Genomic DNA, 14,725 nt, shown 5'->3' on the forward strand with positions numbered 1-14,725 from the left:
AAGGTTACGACCAAAGCGGCGCGACGAGCCGTTCGTTCTCCCGGATCCAGGAGTAGAGCTGCTCCATCGTCTGTTTCGGCGTTTGGCACGGAAACCAGTTCAGATCACCGGTCACCCGCGCGTTGTCCGTAATGTACAGCCGGACATCGGATGGGCGGTTCTCCGCAACGCGCGTCATCTCCACCCGGTTGCCGGTCACCTCCTCGCACAGTTGCGTCAACTCGAGCAGGGAGAGGCTCGACGCCGTCCCCCCGCCGACGTTGTAAACCCGCCGGGGAAGGGCGTCGATCCGGCCGATCTGATCGAGTACGAGGTCGGCCAGCTCGTCGACGGCGACGAAATCGCGAACCTGCTTGCCCGTTCCGCCGTAGCCGATGAAACTGAGCGGGCGCTTGAAATAGTGACGCCCCATCCACAGCGCGAAAACGCCCTGGTCAACCTTGCCCATCTGCCACGGACCGGTGATCACCCCGCATCGGTCGATGACGTAGCGCAGACCGTACATCTGCGCGTACTCCTCGAGGATCATCTCGCAGGCGAGCTTCGTCGTCCCGTACAGCGAGCGTGCCCCCTCCAGCGGAAAGTCCTCACCGATGCCCGCCGAAGTCACGCCCCGGATCGCCTGCTCCGGTGCGATGACGAACCGCGTCGGTGCTTCTTCGTACGCGATCGCCTCGATCGCCGCCACGGGGTACACGCGGCTGGTGGAGATGAACACGACGTCGGCGCCGTCACGGCGGGCAAGGTCGAACAGGTTGACCGATCCGACCAGATTCGTATCGACGACGTACGAGGGCCCGCTCTCGTACGCCGCGAGAACGGACGGTTCGGCGGAGCAGTCGACGATCAGATCGAAACGTGTCTTCGGGATGACCAAGTCGTCGGGGCGACGGATGTCGGCGTGAACGAATTCCACCCGGGCCGCGGCAAGTCGCGGAAGATTCCATTCCGATCCCCGCCGCTTCAAATTGTCGGCAACGACGATTCGTGCTTCGGGATTCGCAGCGCGGAGGCGCAGCGCCAGGCTGGACCCTACGAATCCTGCGCCGCCGGCGACGAGTATGCACGCGTGTGGAATCATTGCGTTGCGTTGGCTACGGCGTCGTCGCCACGGAGCCTTCAACAAGGAACGCTTCGCGAACTGCGGAGAACGGCGGCGGGTGCCGGTACGGAACGCGATACAGTGGTGGCTGCTCGCCGTCGTCTCCGTCGCCGTAATCGGGTTCGCATGGCAATCCTCGCGAGCGCCCGCCGTGCTCCACCCATCCGGCGGTTTCGCCCAAAACGGGGAATACGCGTCGCTGAACGTTGAGGCCGTGCACGATCGACGCTTCGGGTCGTGGAACGGATCCGACCGCAACGTCGGCCAGCTCGTCTCCGAACCATTCGTTGTGCTGACGGCGGTCTCGTTCTTCGTCGACGGCTATCCCACCCGAGCCGGTGAGGCCGTTTACCTCGAGCGCGCCGATAACGGCGCCCGCTACCCGCTTGTGCCCTCACGAGATCCGGGTGAAGCGTGGACCCGTGTCCGGTTCTTCGTTCCACCCGGATGGTTCGGACGCACGGTGCGACTGCACGGCGTCGATGCATCGCGCGACTTTCGCGGCTGGATCGGCATCGCTGAAGTCCGGACGGAACTCATCCCAATCGCACCCGTCGATCCTTGGTTCGCCGTCGCCTGGACCCTTCTCGTGTTGACAGCCGTGTCTGCCGGAATCCCACTGCGCTACCGCCGAAACGGGTCACGCGGCGTCGTGCAGTCGCCGTTGACCTTTTGCGGAATGCTCGCTGCCGCGCTGCTGTGGATACGCTTGCCCAGCATGACATCCGGCGCAGTGTTGAACGCCGACGAAGCGCCGATGACCGCGCAGGCCATTACGTTCTTGCGGCACCCCGTGCCCTGGGTCGATTTCGACGGGACGACCAGCGGACCGCTGAACTCGATCGTCGTGAGCGCGCCGGCGCTTTTGGGGCTAGCGCCGACGCTTCCCGGCAGCAGGCTCATCGGAACGCTGCTGCTGGTCGTGCTGCTCGTGGGTCTGTACGCAGCCGGTCGACGGCTGTGGGGAGAGATTCCGGCACGCATCGCCGTACTGCTGCCGTTCGCGCTGCTGTGCGCTGGACTCGACGGCGCCTATGTCTCCTATGTCAGCGAACTGCTGCCGCTCGCGATGGCGGCGATCGCCTGTGCGTGTCTCGCGGAACTTGCCGGCGGTACGAGCCGAAATCCGCTGTGCGCCGGGCTGATCGGCATCGCCGGCGGTGCGATGCCGTTTGCGAAGTTGCAGGCCGCGCCGATCGCCGCACTGCTCGTCGTCACCTGTGCCTTCGCTGTATGCGTCGGAACGCCACGCAACATTCGCGCGGCGACGTTCGTCGCGCTGCTCGGCGGACTTCTCTCCGTGCCCACGATCGTTCTCTCAGCGGTCGCGGTCCACGGCGGAATCCGGGACTTTTGGATTTCGTACATCGTATTCCCGCGCGTCTACGTCGCCGGAAACTGCTGCACCATCGCCGGCATCCCGTTCTTCTTTCAAGACGGGCCGTTCGCGGCGTTCTTTTCGGCGGCGATTCTCACAATCGCCGCCTTTGCGATCGGGTCAATCGTCCTCGCGAGGCGCTTCCCACAGCGCGGATTCTCGAGGAAGGTCGCGGGTTCGCTTGCCGTCTCGATGCTGATGGTGATCGCAGCAATCGTTTCGATCGAAACGCCGTACACGCCGTTTCTTCCCTATCTTTTGTGGCTGATTCCGGGCGTGACCGGGGTAATCGCCACGACGATCGGCTCGTTCCAGTCGACACTTCGTAGCGGATCCGCACCGCGCTGGGTCTTTCCGGTATCGGTAATGGGCGGAGCTCTTGTTGCTCTCGCACCGGTAACGCAAGGCGCGCTTCGAACGAACCCGTACTTGAACCACGATCCGCTCACGGTGCAGGCGCCCATCGACCGCCGGGCTCCGAGCATTCAGGGGATCGTCGGAAGAGGTCAGCGCGTCGTGATGTGGGGATGGATGCCGCAGTATCTCGTGTATGCGGACGCGGTCATGGGAACGCGCGATTCGATCTCGCAATTCCAAATCGAACCGCGTCCGTTCCGGGAGCATTATCGCGACCGCTATCTGCGCGACTTCGTCAAGAACCGCCCCGACTTCGTGCTCGAAGCCGTCGGCCCCGAAGCCTTCGCCTATCATGACCGGCGCACGCAAGGCATTGAAAGCTTTCCGCAGCTCCAGCGCATCGTCATGGCATCCTATGCGATCGCCGTCGACGCTGAGAGCGTTCGGTTGTGGAAGCGCAGGCCGGACGCTCCGGTCCGCTGAACCCGCGATCGTGCTCGCGTACATTACCGGTGCGGCCGGATTTCTCGGGTCCCACCTCGTCGATCAATTGATGCGGGACGACTGGAACGTCGTCGGAATCGACAACCTGGCGACCGGGGACGGCCGCAATCTTGACGACGCTCGTGCAACGGCGCGCTTTACGTTTGTGCACGCCGACGTCTCGCAGCCGTGGCGCGAGTGGACGTCATCCCTAGCGACGCCGCTACAGCGTCCTGACGTCGTCTTTCACCTCGCTTCACCGGCCAGCCCCGTCCACTACGAGCGACTCGCGCTCGAGACGATGGCCGTAAACGCCGTCGGCACGATGCACGCCGTCGGCTTTTCTCAAGCCGCCGGATCGACGCTCCTGTACGCATCGACGAGCGAAAGCTACGGTGACCCGCTCGAGCATCCGCAGAGGGAGTCGTACTGGGGCAACGTCAACCCGGTCGGTGTCCGTTCGTGTTACGACGAATCGAAGCGTTACGGCGAGGCGTACGTGACGACCGCCGTCCGCAAGCTGGGAATCGACGCGCGCATCGTCCGCATTTTCAACACCTACGGCCCGCGGATGCAGGCCGGCGACGGGCGGGTCATCCCGAATTTCTGCGTCTCGGCGCTGCGCGGTGAGCCGCTCACCGTCTACGGCGACGGAAGCCAAACCCGCAGCTTTTGTTACGTCGATGACTTGCTCGACGGGATCGTGCGTCTTGCCACCCGACCGGGGCTCAGCGGAAACGTCGTCAACATCGGAAACCCTGGTGAGTTCACGATTCGCGAGTTGGCGGCGATCGTCGCCGAACTCGCCGAGGTCGAACTACGAACAATCGATGTTGCGCTGCCTCCCGACGACCCCGCCCGCCGTCGGCCGGACATCACGAAAGCGCGCACGCTGCTCGAATGGGAGCCGAAAGTCGCCTTACGTGACGGGCTTCAAAAAACGCTCGACTTTTTTCGAGCGAGGGCGGACGAGCCGACCGGCTACGATTGCGTCGCCGAGTACGACACCGGCGTCTCGTAGACGACCGACCCTTTCCCGCGCAGCTTGACGCGGCCGACGCCGAGATAGCGCAGTCCCGCGGCGCGGACCTTTTCCGGCTCGAAGATGTTCCGCCCGTCGAGGATCAGGTCGCCGCGCATGGCTTTCGCACAACGCGTGAAATCCAGCGACCGGAACTCGTTCCACTCGGTCGCGAGCAGCAGTGCGTCGGCGCCTTCGACGGCGTCGTACATCGTATCGTGAAGCGCGACGTTCGGGCCGAGAACCTGCGCTGCGGCCGCGTTCGCGATCGGATCGTGCGCTCGCACTTTTGCGCCGCGGTCGAGCAGCCGCTGGATGATCGCGATCGCCGGGGCGTCGCGCACGTCGTCGGTGTTCGGCTTGAACGCGAGCCCCAGCACCGCGATCGTCTTCCCATTCAATCCGCCCAATTCGCGTTCGAACTTCATCACGGTCCTCTCGACCTGACGGCGGTTGACGAGCTCGACCGAATGCAGCAGCGGCGCGGGGTAGTCCCGCTCGACGGCAAGCTGCTCGAGGGCGCGCACGTCCTTGGGGAAGCACGAACCGCCGTAGCCGATCCCCGGGTTGAGGAACTTCGTCCCGATGCGCTGGTCGTATCCGATTCCGGCGCACACCGCGCGCACGTCGACGTCCAGCAGTTCGCAGATGTTCGCGATCTCGTTGATGAACGAGATCTTCGTCGCAAGGAACGCGTTCGCGGCGTACTTGATCATCTCGGACGTGCGCACGTCGGTGACGACGAGGGGCGCGTCGAGCGGCGCGTAGAGATCGCGCATCGCTGCCTCGGCGGTCGCGTCGCTGCAGCCGACGACGACGCGGTCGGGCTTCAAGAAGTCGGAAACCGCCGAGCCCTCACGCAGGAACTCCGGATTGCTGACGACGCTGACCGCGTAATCTCCGGGCGCGTGCTCGCGGATGATCGACGAGATCATCTCGCCGGTCTCCACCGGCACGGTCGACTTCGAGACGACGATCTTCGGGCCGTCGAGCGCAAGGCCGATTTCGCGCGCGACGGCGCGCACCGCGCTCAGGTCGGCATGACCATCGGAGCGCATCGGCGTCCCGACCGCGATGAAGATGACTTCCGCGCGGCGGACAGCGGCGGAAATATCCGTGGTGAAGCCGAGGCGCTTGGCTTGCGTGTTCCGCGTCACCATCTCCGCAAGCGAGGGCTCGTAAAATGGAATCTCGCCCGCTTCGAGTCCTGCGACCTTCGCGGCGTTGTTGTCGACGCAGACGACGTCGTTTCCGAGTTCGGCGAAGCACGTCGCGGTCACCAAACCCACATAACCCGCGCCGATAATCGCTATCGATTTCATCCTGTTGTCCTTCGCGGTGCGTCACCCGCCGCTCCTCGCCGCACACGCCCGCCGGTTCGAACGTTCGCTCTCCGTCGATTGCGTCGATCCGCCCAGCGCGGTCGCCGCGGCAAGGAACGCCAGCGTGTGACCGACGTCGATCGTCTGCAGAAACTCGACGCGCGAGCCGTGGCGAACGACGATCGCGACGATCTCGCCGACGACCACGACCAAAAGCGGCACGACGAACCTCATCCGGCCGCGCGCGATATTGTACATCGCCGTCACGTTGGCGAGCGAGAGCATCGCGATCGCGTAGACGTAAGGAACGAGCAGACCGGCGCCGGGAGCAAACGATTTCCCGGCGATCGTCGTGATCACGAGCCGCGGAAACAGCGCGAATAGCACGATCGCCCCGGCACACAGCAGCGCCGCGAGTCCGAGGGCCTGTCCGAACAAGCCGCGCGTTCGCTCGCGATTCGCAACGCGTTGTGCCGCTTGCGGAAGCAGCACGGTGGGAACGAACGCAACGATTGCGTATAGGGCGCGGCTAGCGAGCGCGGCCGCACCGTACAAGCCTGCCGCGTACGCATCGAGATACCGCTTCGCGAGCACGACGTCGAAGAGCAGCAGCACGGTGATGCCGACGACGGCAAGCGCGACCGGCGCCGACGAGCGCGCAACCGCGCGCAGCGACAGATGAACCGGCGTTCCGCGGCGATGGGGGAGCGCGGCGACGAACGTGTACGACGCGGCGACGGCCAGTCCGATGGCGAGACCGCCCATCGCGCCGCGGATCCCGCCCGCCAAGCCGAGAACCGGCGCGAAGACCGCTTTCGCCAAGCCTTCGACGACGTTCGACAGCGAGAAGGCCGAAAAGGCGGACGTACCCTGCAGGAAGCCGCGCAGAAACGGTAGCGCTAGCGCGCCGCAGACGCACGCGCCCGCCAGCGTCACGAGCAGCGGATCGTCGACGTGCAGAAAGTGCGCGAGCGGAATCGAGAGCGCGTCAAGCCCGGCGCCCGCCGCGAGCGCAACGATGAGCGTAACGCGTTCGACGCCGCGCACCAACCCGGCGAGCCGGTTCGGATCGCCCGCCATGTCGGTGGCGAGTTTCGCCACGACGGTTTGGGCCATCAGCGCCGGCGCCTGCAGGATCAGCACGACCGCGACCAGGGACGAAAACGCCCCGTACGCCTCGACACCCAGCGATCGGCTCACCAGCGTGTAGAACACGTAGTTGAGCACGTTTGCCGCCATCAAGCCGGCGAACGTGATCCCCGCGTGCGCCGCGACCCGCGACGCGCCGCCGGTCGCGGAAGCGATCGCAACTTCTTCCGCCGTCTCCGTCACAGCCGCAGCCCGAAATCTTCCGCGTCGGCGGTCAAGTTGGGATTGTAGTACGGATCACGCCGCGCGAACTCAGGCCACCGCGTGCGAATCGCTTCCACTTCTTCCATCGCGCGCGCCACTTTCGTCGGCGTGTCGTCGCCGCCGCGGCTCTTCGACTCGTAATGGTACAGCCGCGCGCGCGGCACGAAGACGTTCCGGTAGCCCACGCGATGCAATTTCAAGCAGAAGTCGACGTCGTTGTACGACACCGCCAACGTTTCGTCGAGCCCCCCGACTTCCCAGTACTTGCGCCGCTCCACCATCAGACACGCACCCGTCACCGCGAGATAGTTGGTATCGAACTGCAGCGCGCCGTGATATCCCGCGCTCGTCGCCGGCAGAAACCGGTGCGCGTGCCCGGCGAGCCCGAGAATCCCCAACACCACGCCGCCGTGCTGCACCGTCCCGTCGTCGTACATCAGCAGGGCACCGACGGCGCCGATCGCACTGCGCCGCGCCTGCCCGAGCATCGCCTCGAGCCATTCCGACGATGCAACCTCGGTGTCGTTGTTCAGCAGCACGACGAACTCGGCATCGGTCGCACCGACCGCCTCGTTGTTGAGCCGCGAGTAGTTGAACGGCGACGCATCGCGCAGCACGCGGAAGCGCTCCGGTTCGCGGACCTTCCACGCGCCGAAAAGCGCGTGCGTCGCCTCCTCGTGGCTTCCGTTGTCGACGACGACGACCTCGAACTCTCGGTACGCGGTCCGCTCGAACACCGACGCCAGACACGGCTCCAGCAGATCGGCGCGGTCGCGGGTCGGGATGACGATGCAGACGCGCTCGCCGCCCGGCACCGCGAACCGCACCTCGACGCCGCCGCTGACGGCATCGAGCGCGGCGTCCTCGCCGCGGCGCCGCAGCGCGACCTCGACCGCGAGCGCCTGATCGGCCGGCTCGCAGCGATTGCGTTCGTTCCGGTGGCAGAGCACCTGCGGGACGTGCACGATTCGATCCGTCTGCTCGCTCACGCGCAGCAACGCCTCGTACCAGCGCGCGCTCTCGAACACGTCGCGCACGCCGCCGGCGCGGTCGAGCAGATCGCGGCGCATCATCGCGAGGGCGCCGACGTAATCGCGCGTCAACAGCGTCTCCGGCGACCAGTCGGGTTTCATCCACGGATCCGACGGAACGCCGCGCTCGTCGAGCGTATCCTCGTCGCAGTAGACGACGTCGGCGCCGTCCTGCAGCGCGAGCGCGAACTCGAAGAGCGCGTGCGGCTCGAGCCGGTCGTGCGGGCCGAGGGCACCGACGACGACGGCGTCGCCGAACCGGTCGCCGCCCGGCGGGACCAGCACGATCCGCGCATCGGTCTGCGCCAGCGCGCGGAGTTCCTCCGCGCTCTCGGCTTCCGCGCCGTCGTCGACGAGCACGCGCGCCGACCACCGCTCGTACACCTGATCGGACAGCGATCGCAGCGTCGCGCGCACGCCGTCGGTCGCGCCGCCGCGCGCGTCGATCGTCAGCCCGAACGCGACCGGCTGCGGAAAGAAACGCGCCGTGGCGCGCATTCGCTCGACGTCCTCGTCGCGCAGTCGGTGATGCTCGCGAAAGAGCTGATAGGGATCGCCGAGCGCCGCCATCTCCACCGCCCGATCTTCGATCGACGGCGGCGGTATCGGATCGGCGAGCGGTCCGATCCCAAAACGCCTCCGCGCCGCGAACCACGTGTCGCGCAGGCGCCAGAACCGGCTGACGCGCATCGCCTGGATCGTGCGCCGCTGACGCTGCACCAACGGATACAAATACGCGACCTGCGCAAGCAGCGCGTCGCGCGAGCGCCCGTCCTCGAGCGCCGCGAGCGCGTCCATCGCTTCCGCGGTGCGCGCCGCGACGCGGCGCCAGCCGCCGCTCGCCTCGACGTACGCGACGCCGCCGCGCGCCAGCGCCGCGAGCGCGTCATCGCTGCCGAGTTCGTCGATCGCCGCCGCCCACGTCCCCAGCGCGACGACGAGACCGCCGCCGGTCTCGCGCACGAGGCCCGCAGCCCCTGGCGCGTTTTCCGCCGCCAGCACCGGCTTGCCGTAGCTCCACGCCTCGGCCGTCTCGGGCGCGAAGCCGATCCCCGCTCCGACGACGGCGACCGCCCGCGCAAACGCAAAAAACGCCGCGCGGTCGCGCTCCTCGACGTCGCCGAGCTCCACGATCGCGCCCGGCGCGGCGTGCATCTCCGCCAGCGCCACGGGATCTTCGCCGGCGACGAGGACGTACGGCCGTCCGCGCGTCGCGCGGCGCACGCGCGCGTCATGCAGTTCGCCGCGCGGCACCGTGTCGGCCGCGAGGCCGACGACCCGTGTGCGCGCGCGCGGACCCGCCCCGAACAGTTCCGCCAGCAGCGTCGCTTCGGCGTTCGTCCCGCACAGGATCATCCGCGTCCGCGCGACGGCCTCGGCGACCTGCGGCAGGCGCAGCGCCGGCTCGTCGTCGAGCAGCGGGACGAGCAGCGCGTGCTCGGCGACTTCGACGAGCGCGCTCACCGTCGTCGGCACCGTCAGATCGAAGAACAGGAACGTGTCGTAGCGGTCGGCGGCCGCGCGTACGTGGGCGAGCAGATCGGTACTGCGCAGGCGCTCGTCGAGCAGCGCGCTGGCGCTCGTGCGCTCCTCGACCGCGTGTCCCGCGCGCACCGCGAGGAGCGCGTCCTCGTATGCCACGCGATCGGGTGCCGTCACGCGAAAACGGTGCACGGGGAACGATTCGCTGTAATCCGTGCCGGCGTTGTAGAAGTTCGCGTCCGGGGCGTCGTCGGTCGCCGTCGTCGTGATGACGTCGAGGTCAAGGCCTTCGAGCGCTAGATGCGTCGCATACGCGAAGGTGAAACGCTCCTTGCGCCCGCGCAGATCGCGGCCGAAGAACGGTGCAACCAGCGCGACGCGCTGACGCGAACGCGTCATTTCGCGCTCGTCGCGGCCGGCATCGCGCCGACGTACGCCGACGCGCGCCGGCGTTCGAAGATCCGCCGCGCCGCGATCTCGGCGACCGCGACGCCGCAGACCAGCCAAAACGCCGTTGCGACCTTCGGAAAGAAAAACAGATCGTCGAGCGTCTGGTGCGCGGCGAGCGCGACCGTCGCGCCGAGCGCGCCGACGACGAGCGGCCGCCGCACGCCGCTGCGCCACAGCACGCCGATCGTCGCCGCGAACATCCCGATCGTCGCGATCAGGCCGATGATCCCGCCTTCGGCCAGACTCTGCAGGTACAGGTTGTTCGCGTGCGTGCGCACGCCCGGCAGTCCCGCCTGCGGAAGATCGAGCTCGTAATTGCCCGCGCCGACGCCGGTGATCGGCGATGTCCGCCACAGCACGATCGCGGCGTGGGCGAGCTGCGAACGATTGCCCAGGTGATCCGCCGCCTGCGTCTGCTGATCGAGGCTGAAATAGCCAGCCGGGACGCCGGCACGCAGCGCCGCCGCGATCCCGATCGCCGCGACCACCGCGACGGCCGCGAGGTAGCGCCACGCGACCCTCTGCGGCGGCCGCAGCACGACGATCACCGCGCCGACACCCAGCAGCATCCCCACGATCCCAGCGCGCGAGATCGTCAGCACGTCGGTGATCGCCGCCAGCGCGATCACCGCGACGAGCAACCGGTCGCGGTGCACGAGCGCGCGCGCGACGACCACCGGGATCATCACGTCGAAGTAGCCCGCGAGCTGGTTGGGGCCTTCGAGCGCCCCCGCGATCCGCGGCCACACGATCTCCTGGTGCCGCAGAAAGATCCCGCTATGCGCGCCGATCGCGTACTCGCCGAGCGCCGACGCGCAGACCAGCACCACCACCGCTTCGAGCGTGCGCCAGAACGGACGATCGTCGGGATCGGTCGCGAACGCCGCGACCGCGGCGGCGAAGAGCACGAAGTACTCGCCGTCCTTGAAGCCTTCGCGCACCACCGCGCCGAGGTTCTGCGCGTGGACCGCGCTGATCGCGATTGCGGCGAACGTCGCCGCGAACGCGCCGAGCATCACGCGCACCGGGAACGTCCGGAACGCCGCGACGTCGACCCGCGACGACGCCAAACCGACCAGCAGACCGAGGACGCCGGCTTTGAGGGTTGTGATCGTCGTGGGCCCGACGTAGCGCGCCAGATCGAACGGTGCGAGGAGGAGCAGCGCCGCGACGCCGAACGCCGCGCGGCGCCGGGTGAGCAGCGCAACCCCCAGCGCGCACGCGACGTAGACGAGCGCGCTGAGCAGATCGATGGGCACGTGCGTTTCGTGACGCAGCGTGACCGTCATCGGATGGAGGATCACGGCAGCGGGACGAGGTCGCGCTGGCGGCGGCGCAGCAGCAGATCGGTCGCGAGCTGCAGTTCCTCGGAATCGACGAGCCGTGCCAGCGCGAGAAAGACGAAGCCGCCGAAGAGCAGATGCTCGCCGAGGTTCGCGATGCGCGCGAGCGTCGCCGGACCCGGCGGCGTGCGCGTCACCTGCACCGCGGCGAGCCCGAACGCCATCACCGCCGCGCAGGCGCTGACCTTCAGCAGCGAGATCAGCAGCGGCCGTGCGGCGAAGCCGCCCAGCATCCGCGCCGCGACCGCCAGGAACGCGAACGTCTGCAGCGTCTGCGAGACCGCGTTCGCGAGCAGCAGGCCGCGCGCGCCGAGCGATGGGAGCCATCCCACAGAGAGCGCGACGTTGAGCGCCACCGAGATCACCGAGATGCCGATCGCGACCTTCACCGCGCCGCCGGCGTAGAGACAGCGCGTGAGCACGACGTTGGCGGAGAGCGCGACCAGGCCCACCGCCGCATACGGCAGCAGCTGCGCGCACAGCACCGTCGCTTCCGGCGTGAACGCGCCGCGCTCGAAGAGCGTCTGCACGATCGGTCCGGCGAGCATGCACAGGCCCCACGCCGAAGGGACGGTCAGAAAGAGCACCATTTGCAGTCCGGTCGTCAGACTGCGCCGCATCGCAGGCTTGTTCTTGTGCGCGAACTGCCCGGCGAAAAGCGGAAAGATCACCGTCGCGATCGCCGTGACGAAGATCTGCTGGGGAAAGCCGACGATCTTCACCGCGAAGTTCATCCCCGCGATCGTCCCTTCGGTCAGCCCCGACGCGAAGAAGCGGTCGAAGAACAGCGCGAGCTGGCCCGCCGCCGAACCGATCGCGATCGGACCGAGCACCTGCATCAGCCGCACCATCCCCGGATGCTGCAGATCGAGGACCGGCCGGAACCGCTGCAGCAGCAAGAACCGCGGCAGCAGCGCGACCAATTGCGCGATCGCGCCGGCGAGCGCGCCGATGACGAGCGCATACGCACCGTAGTGCGGCTGGGCGAACCACACTGCGACGATGATGCACAGGTTCGCGAGCAGTCCCTGCAGCGCCGCGGCGCCGAAGCGATGGTAGGCGTTGAGCAGCGCGCCGATGACGCCGGAGAGGCTGGTGAAGACGATCGTCGGCATCAGCCAGCGCGTCATCACCACCGCCGTCTCGACGTGGCCGTGCGGGAACCGCGCGATCATCGGGACGTACGCCGGCGCCAGCCAGGCGCCGAGCGCCGCGCACACGCCGAGCACCACCGCGATCGCGATCAGGACCGACGACGCGAGGTTCCACGCCTCGTCTTCGCGATCGGTGTTGAGATAATCGCTGAACAGCGGGACCAGCGCCGTGACGAGCGCGCCGTTGAACACGCCGAAGAGGATCACCGGCACGACCGACGCGGCGAGGAACGCATCGAGCTCCCACGACGTGCCGTAATACTTCGCGTAGACCACCTCGCGCACGAAGCCGAGGATCGTCGACGCCAGCGTGGCTGCCGCGACCAGAACCGTCGATCGTGCGAGTCGCCGCGGGGTTCGGCCTTCCGCGACGACGGTCAGCCGTGGCGGGTTAATGCGCCCCGACCCCTCGTAGGACGGCGGGGATCGTCTTCGCAACGATCGTGAGATCGACCCACGGCGACCACGCGTCGATGTAGGCGTTGTCGAGCGCCATCCACTCTTCGAACGAGAGGTGCGAGCGGCCGGAGATCTGCCACAGACACGTCACGCCCGGCTTCACCACCAGCCGCCGCAGCGCGTAGGCGTCGTAGTGCGCCACCTCTTCGGGGAGCGGCGGGCGCGGGCCGACCAGCGCCATCTCGCCGGCGAGGACGTTGACGAAGTTCGGCAACTCGTCGATCGACGTGCGGCGCAGCAGCGCGCCGAGCCGATGGAGCCGCGGGTCGTCCCGCATTTTGAATACCGGACCGTCGGCTTCGTTGAACTTGCGCAGCTCCGGCAACATCGCGTGCGCGTCGCGCACCATCGTGCGCAGCTTCCACATCCGGAACGTGCGGCCGCCGACTCCGACGCGGTCCTGACGGTACACCGGGCTGCCGCCGCTCACCAGCACGATTCCCAGCATCGCGAGCAGCACGACCGGCGCGGTGAACGTCAGCAGCGCCGTCGCCAGCACGATGTCGATCGCGCGCTTCGCGACGTGCATCCAGCGCGGCCGCGGCGGCGCGGCGGGGAACGGGACGCCGACCGGCAGGTCGGCGAAGTCGGGGCGCGCCCGCAGCGCCGTCGCTTGCATCACCGTCGTCCCGCGGCCGTCGCCATGCTCAAGCCTTGGAAGCACGATTCGATCCGCTCGCCGACGTACCCGAGCCCGTCGATCACGCCGAGGTCGGCGCCGTCCGCCAGCCCGCACTCGAGATAGGGGACGTACTCGCGGGTGTGATCGGTCCCCGGCTGGGTGGGGTCGCAGCCGTGATCGGCGGTGAAGATCAGCCCGTCGCCGGGGCGGATGCGGGCCAGGATCTCCGGCAGGCGCGCGTCAAGACGGGCCAGCGCGTCGCCGTAGCCGCGCACGTCGCGGCGGTGGCCGAACTTAGTATCGAAGTCGTTGAGGTTGACGAACACGAGACCGTGATCCGTGGCGTCGGCCAGTTCGAGCGCGCGATCCACCGCCTCACCGTTATCGGCGACGCGGACGGACGACGCGATCCCATGACCGCTGTAGATGTCACAGATCTTCCCGACCGCGTGGACGGGCACACCCCGAGCTTCCAAGCGGTCGAGCACCGTCGGCGGCGGCGGGATCGCGTAGTCGCGCCGGTTCGGCGTGCGCACGTACGCGCCCGGAACGCCGACGAACGGCCGCGCGATCACCCGGTTGACTTCGTGGGGCGAGACGAGCATTGCGCGCGCGCGCTCGCACCAGTCGTAGAGCGTCGCGAGCGGGACGGTCTCTTCGTGCGCCGCGACCTGAAAGACCGAGTCGGCGGAGGTGTAGAGGATCGGCCGCCCGGTGCGCTGATGCTCCTCGCCGAGTTCCGCGATGATCTCCGTCCCCGACGCCGCGATGTTGCCCAGCGGCGGTGCGCCGGTAATCGCGGTGAAGCGCTCGATCACCTCGGGCGGAAAGCCGTCGGGATAGGTGGGAAACGGCACCTCCGTGATCACGCCCGCCATCTCCCAATGGCCGGTGATCGTATCCTTGCCCTTTGAGCGTTCTCTAAGCCGCGCAACGACTGCCGCAGGCCGCTCGCTTGCAGCGACGCCGCGCACGCTGGTGATGCAGCCCAGCCCGAGGCGCTCGAAGTTGGGCAAGCGGAGACCACCCAACTGCTGCGCGACGTTTCCGATCGTGTTCGCGTTCGAACCGTCGTGGTACGCAGATGCATCAGGAAGGGCACCGACGCCGGCGGAGTCCATGACAAAGGCGAGAATGCGCGGCATGCCGTGGAGCGCGGTTCCACCGC

At 67.8% G+C, this 14,725-nt stretch carries 10 protein-coding genes; 2 read left to right on the plus strand and 8 right to left on the minus strand.

Annotated features, from left to right (window positions below; translation table 11 throughout):
* Window positions 1–4 precede the first annotated feature (4 nt).
* Entirely contained in the window at window positions 5–1,081 is a 1,077-nt protein-coding gene (locus WPS_RS14835; protein ID WP_317995246.1) for an NAD-dependent epimerase/dehydratase family protein, read from the minus strand.
* Between the two features lie 235 nt (window positions 1,082–1,316).
* On the opposite strand from WPS_RS14835, the gene WPS_RS14840 reads away from it, so the two are divergent.
* Both WPS_RS14840 and WPS_RS14845 read left to right on the plus strand, forming a co-directional pair.
* Complete coding sequence (locus WPS_RS14840) at window positions 1,317–3,320, plus strand: hypothetical protein (protein ID WP_317995247.1); 2,004 nt, start codon at window positions 1,317–1,319, stop codon at window positions 3,318–3,320.
* Window positions 3,321–3,330: 10 nt separating this feature from the next.
* The gene (locus tag WPS_RS14845; protein WP_317995248.1) at window positions 3,331–4,341 is read left to right on the plus strand and encodes an NAD-dependent epimerase/dehydratase family protein; all 1,011 of its coding nucleotides are present in this window, start codon (window positions 3,331–3,333) and stop codon (window positions 4,339–4,341) included.
* Here WPS_RS14845 and WPS_RS14850 read toward each other — a convergent pair.
* The 7 genes from WPS_RS14850 to WPS_RS14880 are packed head-to-tail and all read right to left on the minus strand — an operon-like array spanning window position 4,302 to window position 14,702.
* Window positions 4,302–5,663: a UDP-glucose dehydrogenase family protein gene (locus WPS_RS14850; protein ID WP_317995249.1), complete on the minus strand. Its 1,362-nt coding sequence runs from the start codon at window positions 5,661–5,663 to the stop codon at window positions 4,302–4,304. The two genes, WPS_RS14845 and WPS_RS14850, sit on opposite strands and share 40 nt — an antisense overlap.
* Window positions 5,664–5,684: 21 nt before the next feature.
* Window positions 5,685–6,995: an MATE family efflux transporter gene (locus WPS_RS14855; RefSeq protein ID WP_317995250.1), complete on the minus strand. Its 1,311-nt coding sequence runs from the start codon at window positions 6,993–6,995 to the stop codon at window positions 5,685–5,687.
* Window positions 6,992–9,928, minus strand: coding sequence for a glycosyltransferase (locus WPS_RS14860; RefSeq protein WP_317995251.1), 2,937 nt, complete (start codon window positions 9,926–9,928; stop codon window positions 6,992–6,994). Before WPS_RS14860 ends, WPS_RS14855 begins: the two co-directional genes overlap by 4 nt.
* Entirely contained in the window at window positions 9,925–11,268 is a 1,344-nt protein-coding gene (locus WPS_RS14865; protein ID WP_317995252.1) for an O-antigen ligase family protein, read from the minus strand. Before WPS_RS14865 ends, WPS_RS14860 begins: the two co-directional genes overlap by 4 nt.
* A gap of 11 nt (window positions 11,269–11,279) precedes the next feature.
* Window positions 11,280–12,914, minus strand: coding sequence for a murein biosynthesis integral membrane protein MurJ (gene murJ, locus WPS_RS14870; RefSeq protein ID WP_317995253.1), 1,635 nt, complete (start codon window positions 12,912–12,914; stop codon window positions 11,280–11,282).
* Complete coding sequence (locus WPS_RS14875; protein WP_317997560.1) at window positions 12,868–13,554, minus strand: sugar transferase; 687 nt, start codon at window positions 13,552–13,554, stop codon at window positions 12,868–12,870. Before WPS_RS14875 ends, murJ begins: the two co-directional genes overlap by 47 nt.
* On the minus strand, window positions 13,554–14,702 hold the full coding sequence (locus WPS_RS14880) for a phosphopentomutase (RefSeq protein WP_317995254.1): 1,149 nt from the start codon (window positions 14,700–14,702) through the stop codon (window positions 13,554–13,556). Before WPS_RS14880 ends, WPS_RS14875 begins: the two co-directional genes overlap by 1 nt.
* Window positions 14,703–14,725 lie beyond the last annotated feature (23 nt).

Origin of the sequence: Vulcanimicrobium alpinum, assembly GCF_027923555.1 — a bacterium.
GTDB lineage: Bacteria > Vulcanimicrobiota > Vulcanimicrobiia > Vulcanimicrobiales > Vulcanimicrobiaceae > Vulcanimicrobium > Vulcanimicrobium alpinum.

What these genes read in the sequence shown, in the direction of transcription:
- WPS_RS14860 (WP_317995251.1), bottom strand. Translation starts at nt 9,928, where the DNA reads ATGACGCGTTCGCGTCAGCGCGTCGCGCTGGTTGCACCGTTCTTCGGC.
- WPS_RS14875 (WP_317997560.1), bottom strand. Translation starts at nt 13,554, where the DNA reads ATGCAAGCGACGGCGCTGCGGGCGCGCCCCGACTTCGCCGACCTGCCG.
- WPS_RS14865 (WP_317995252.1), bottom strand. Translation starts at nt 11,268, where the DNA reads ATGACGGTCACGCTGCGTCACGAAACGCACGTGCCCATCGATCTGCTC.
- WPS_RS14880 (WP_317995254.1), bottom strand. Translation starts at nt 14,702, where the DNA reads ATGCCGCGCATTCTCGCCTTTGTCATGGACTCCGCCGGCGTCGGTGCC.
- WPS_RS14835 (WP_317995246.1), bottom strand. Translation starts at nt 1,081, where the DNA reads ATGATTCCACACGCGTGCATACTCGTCGCCGGCGGCGCAGGATTCGTA.
- WPS_RS14850 (WP_317995249.1), bottom strand. Translation starts at nt 5,663, where the DNA reads ATGAAATCGATAGCGATTATCGGCGCGGGTTATGTGGGTTTGGTGACC.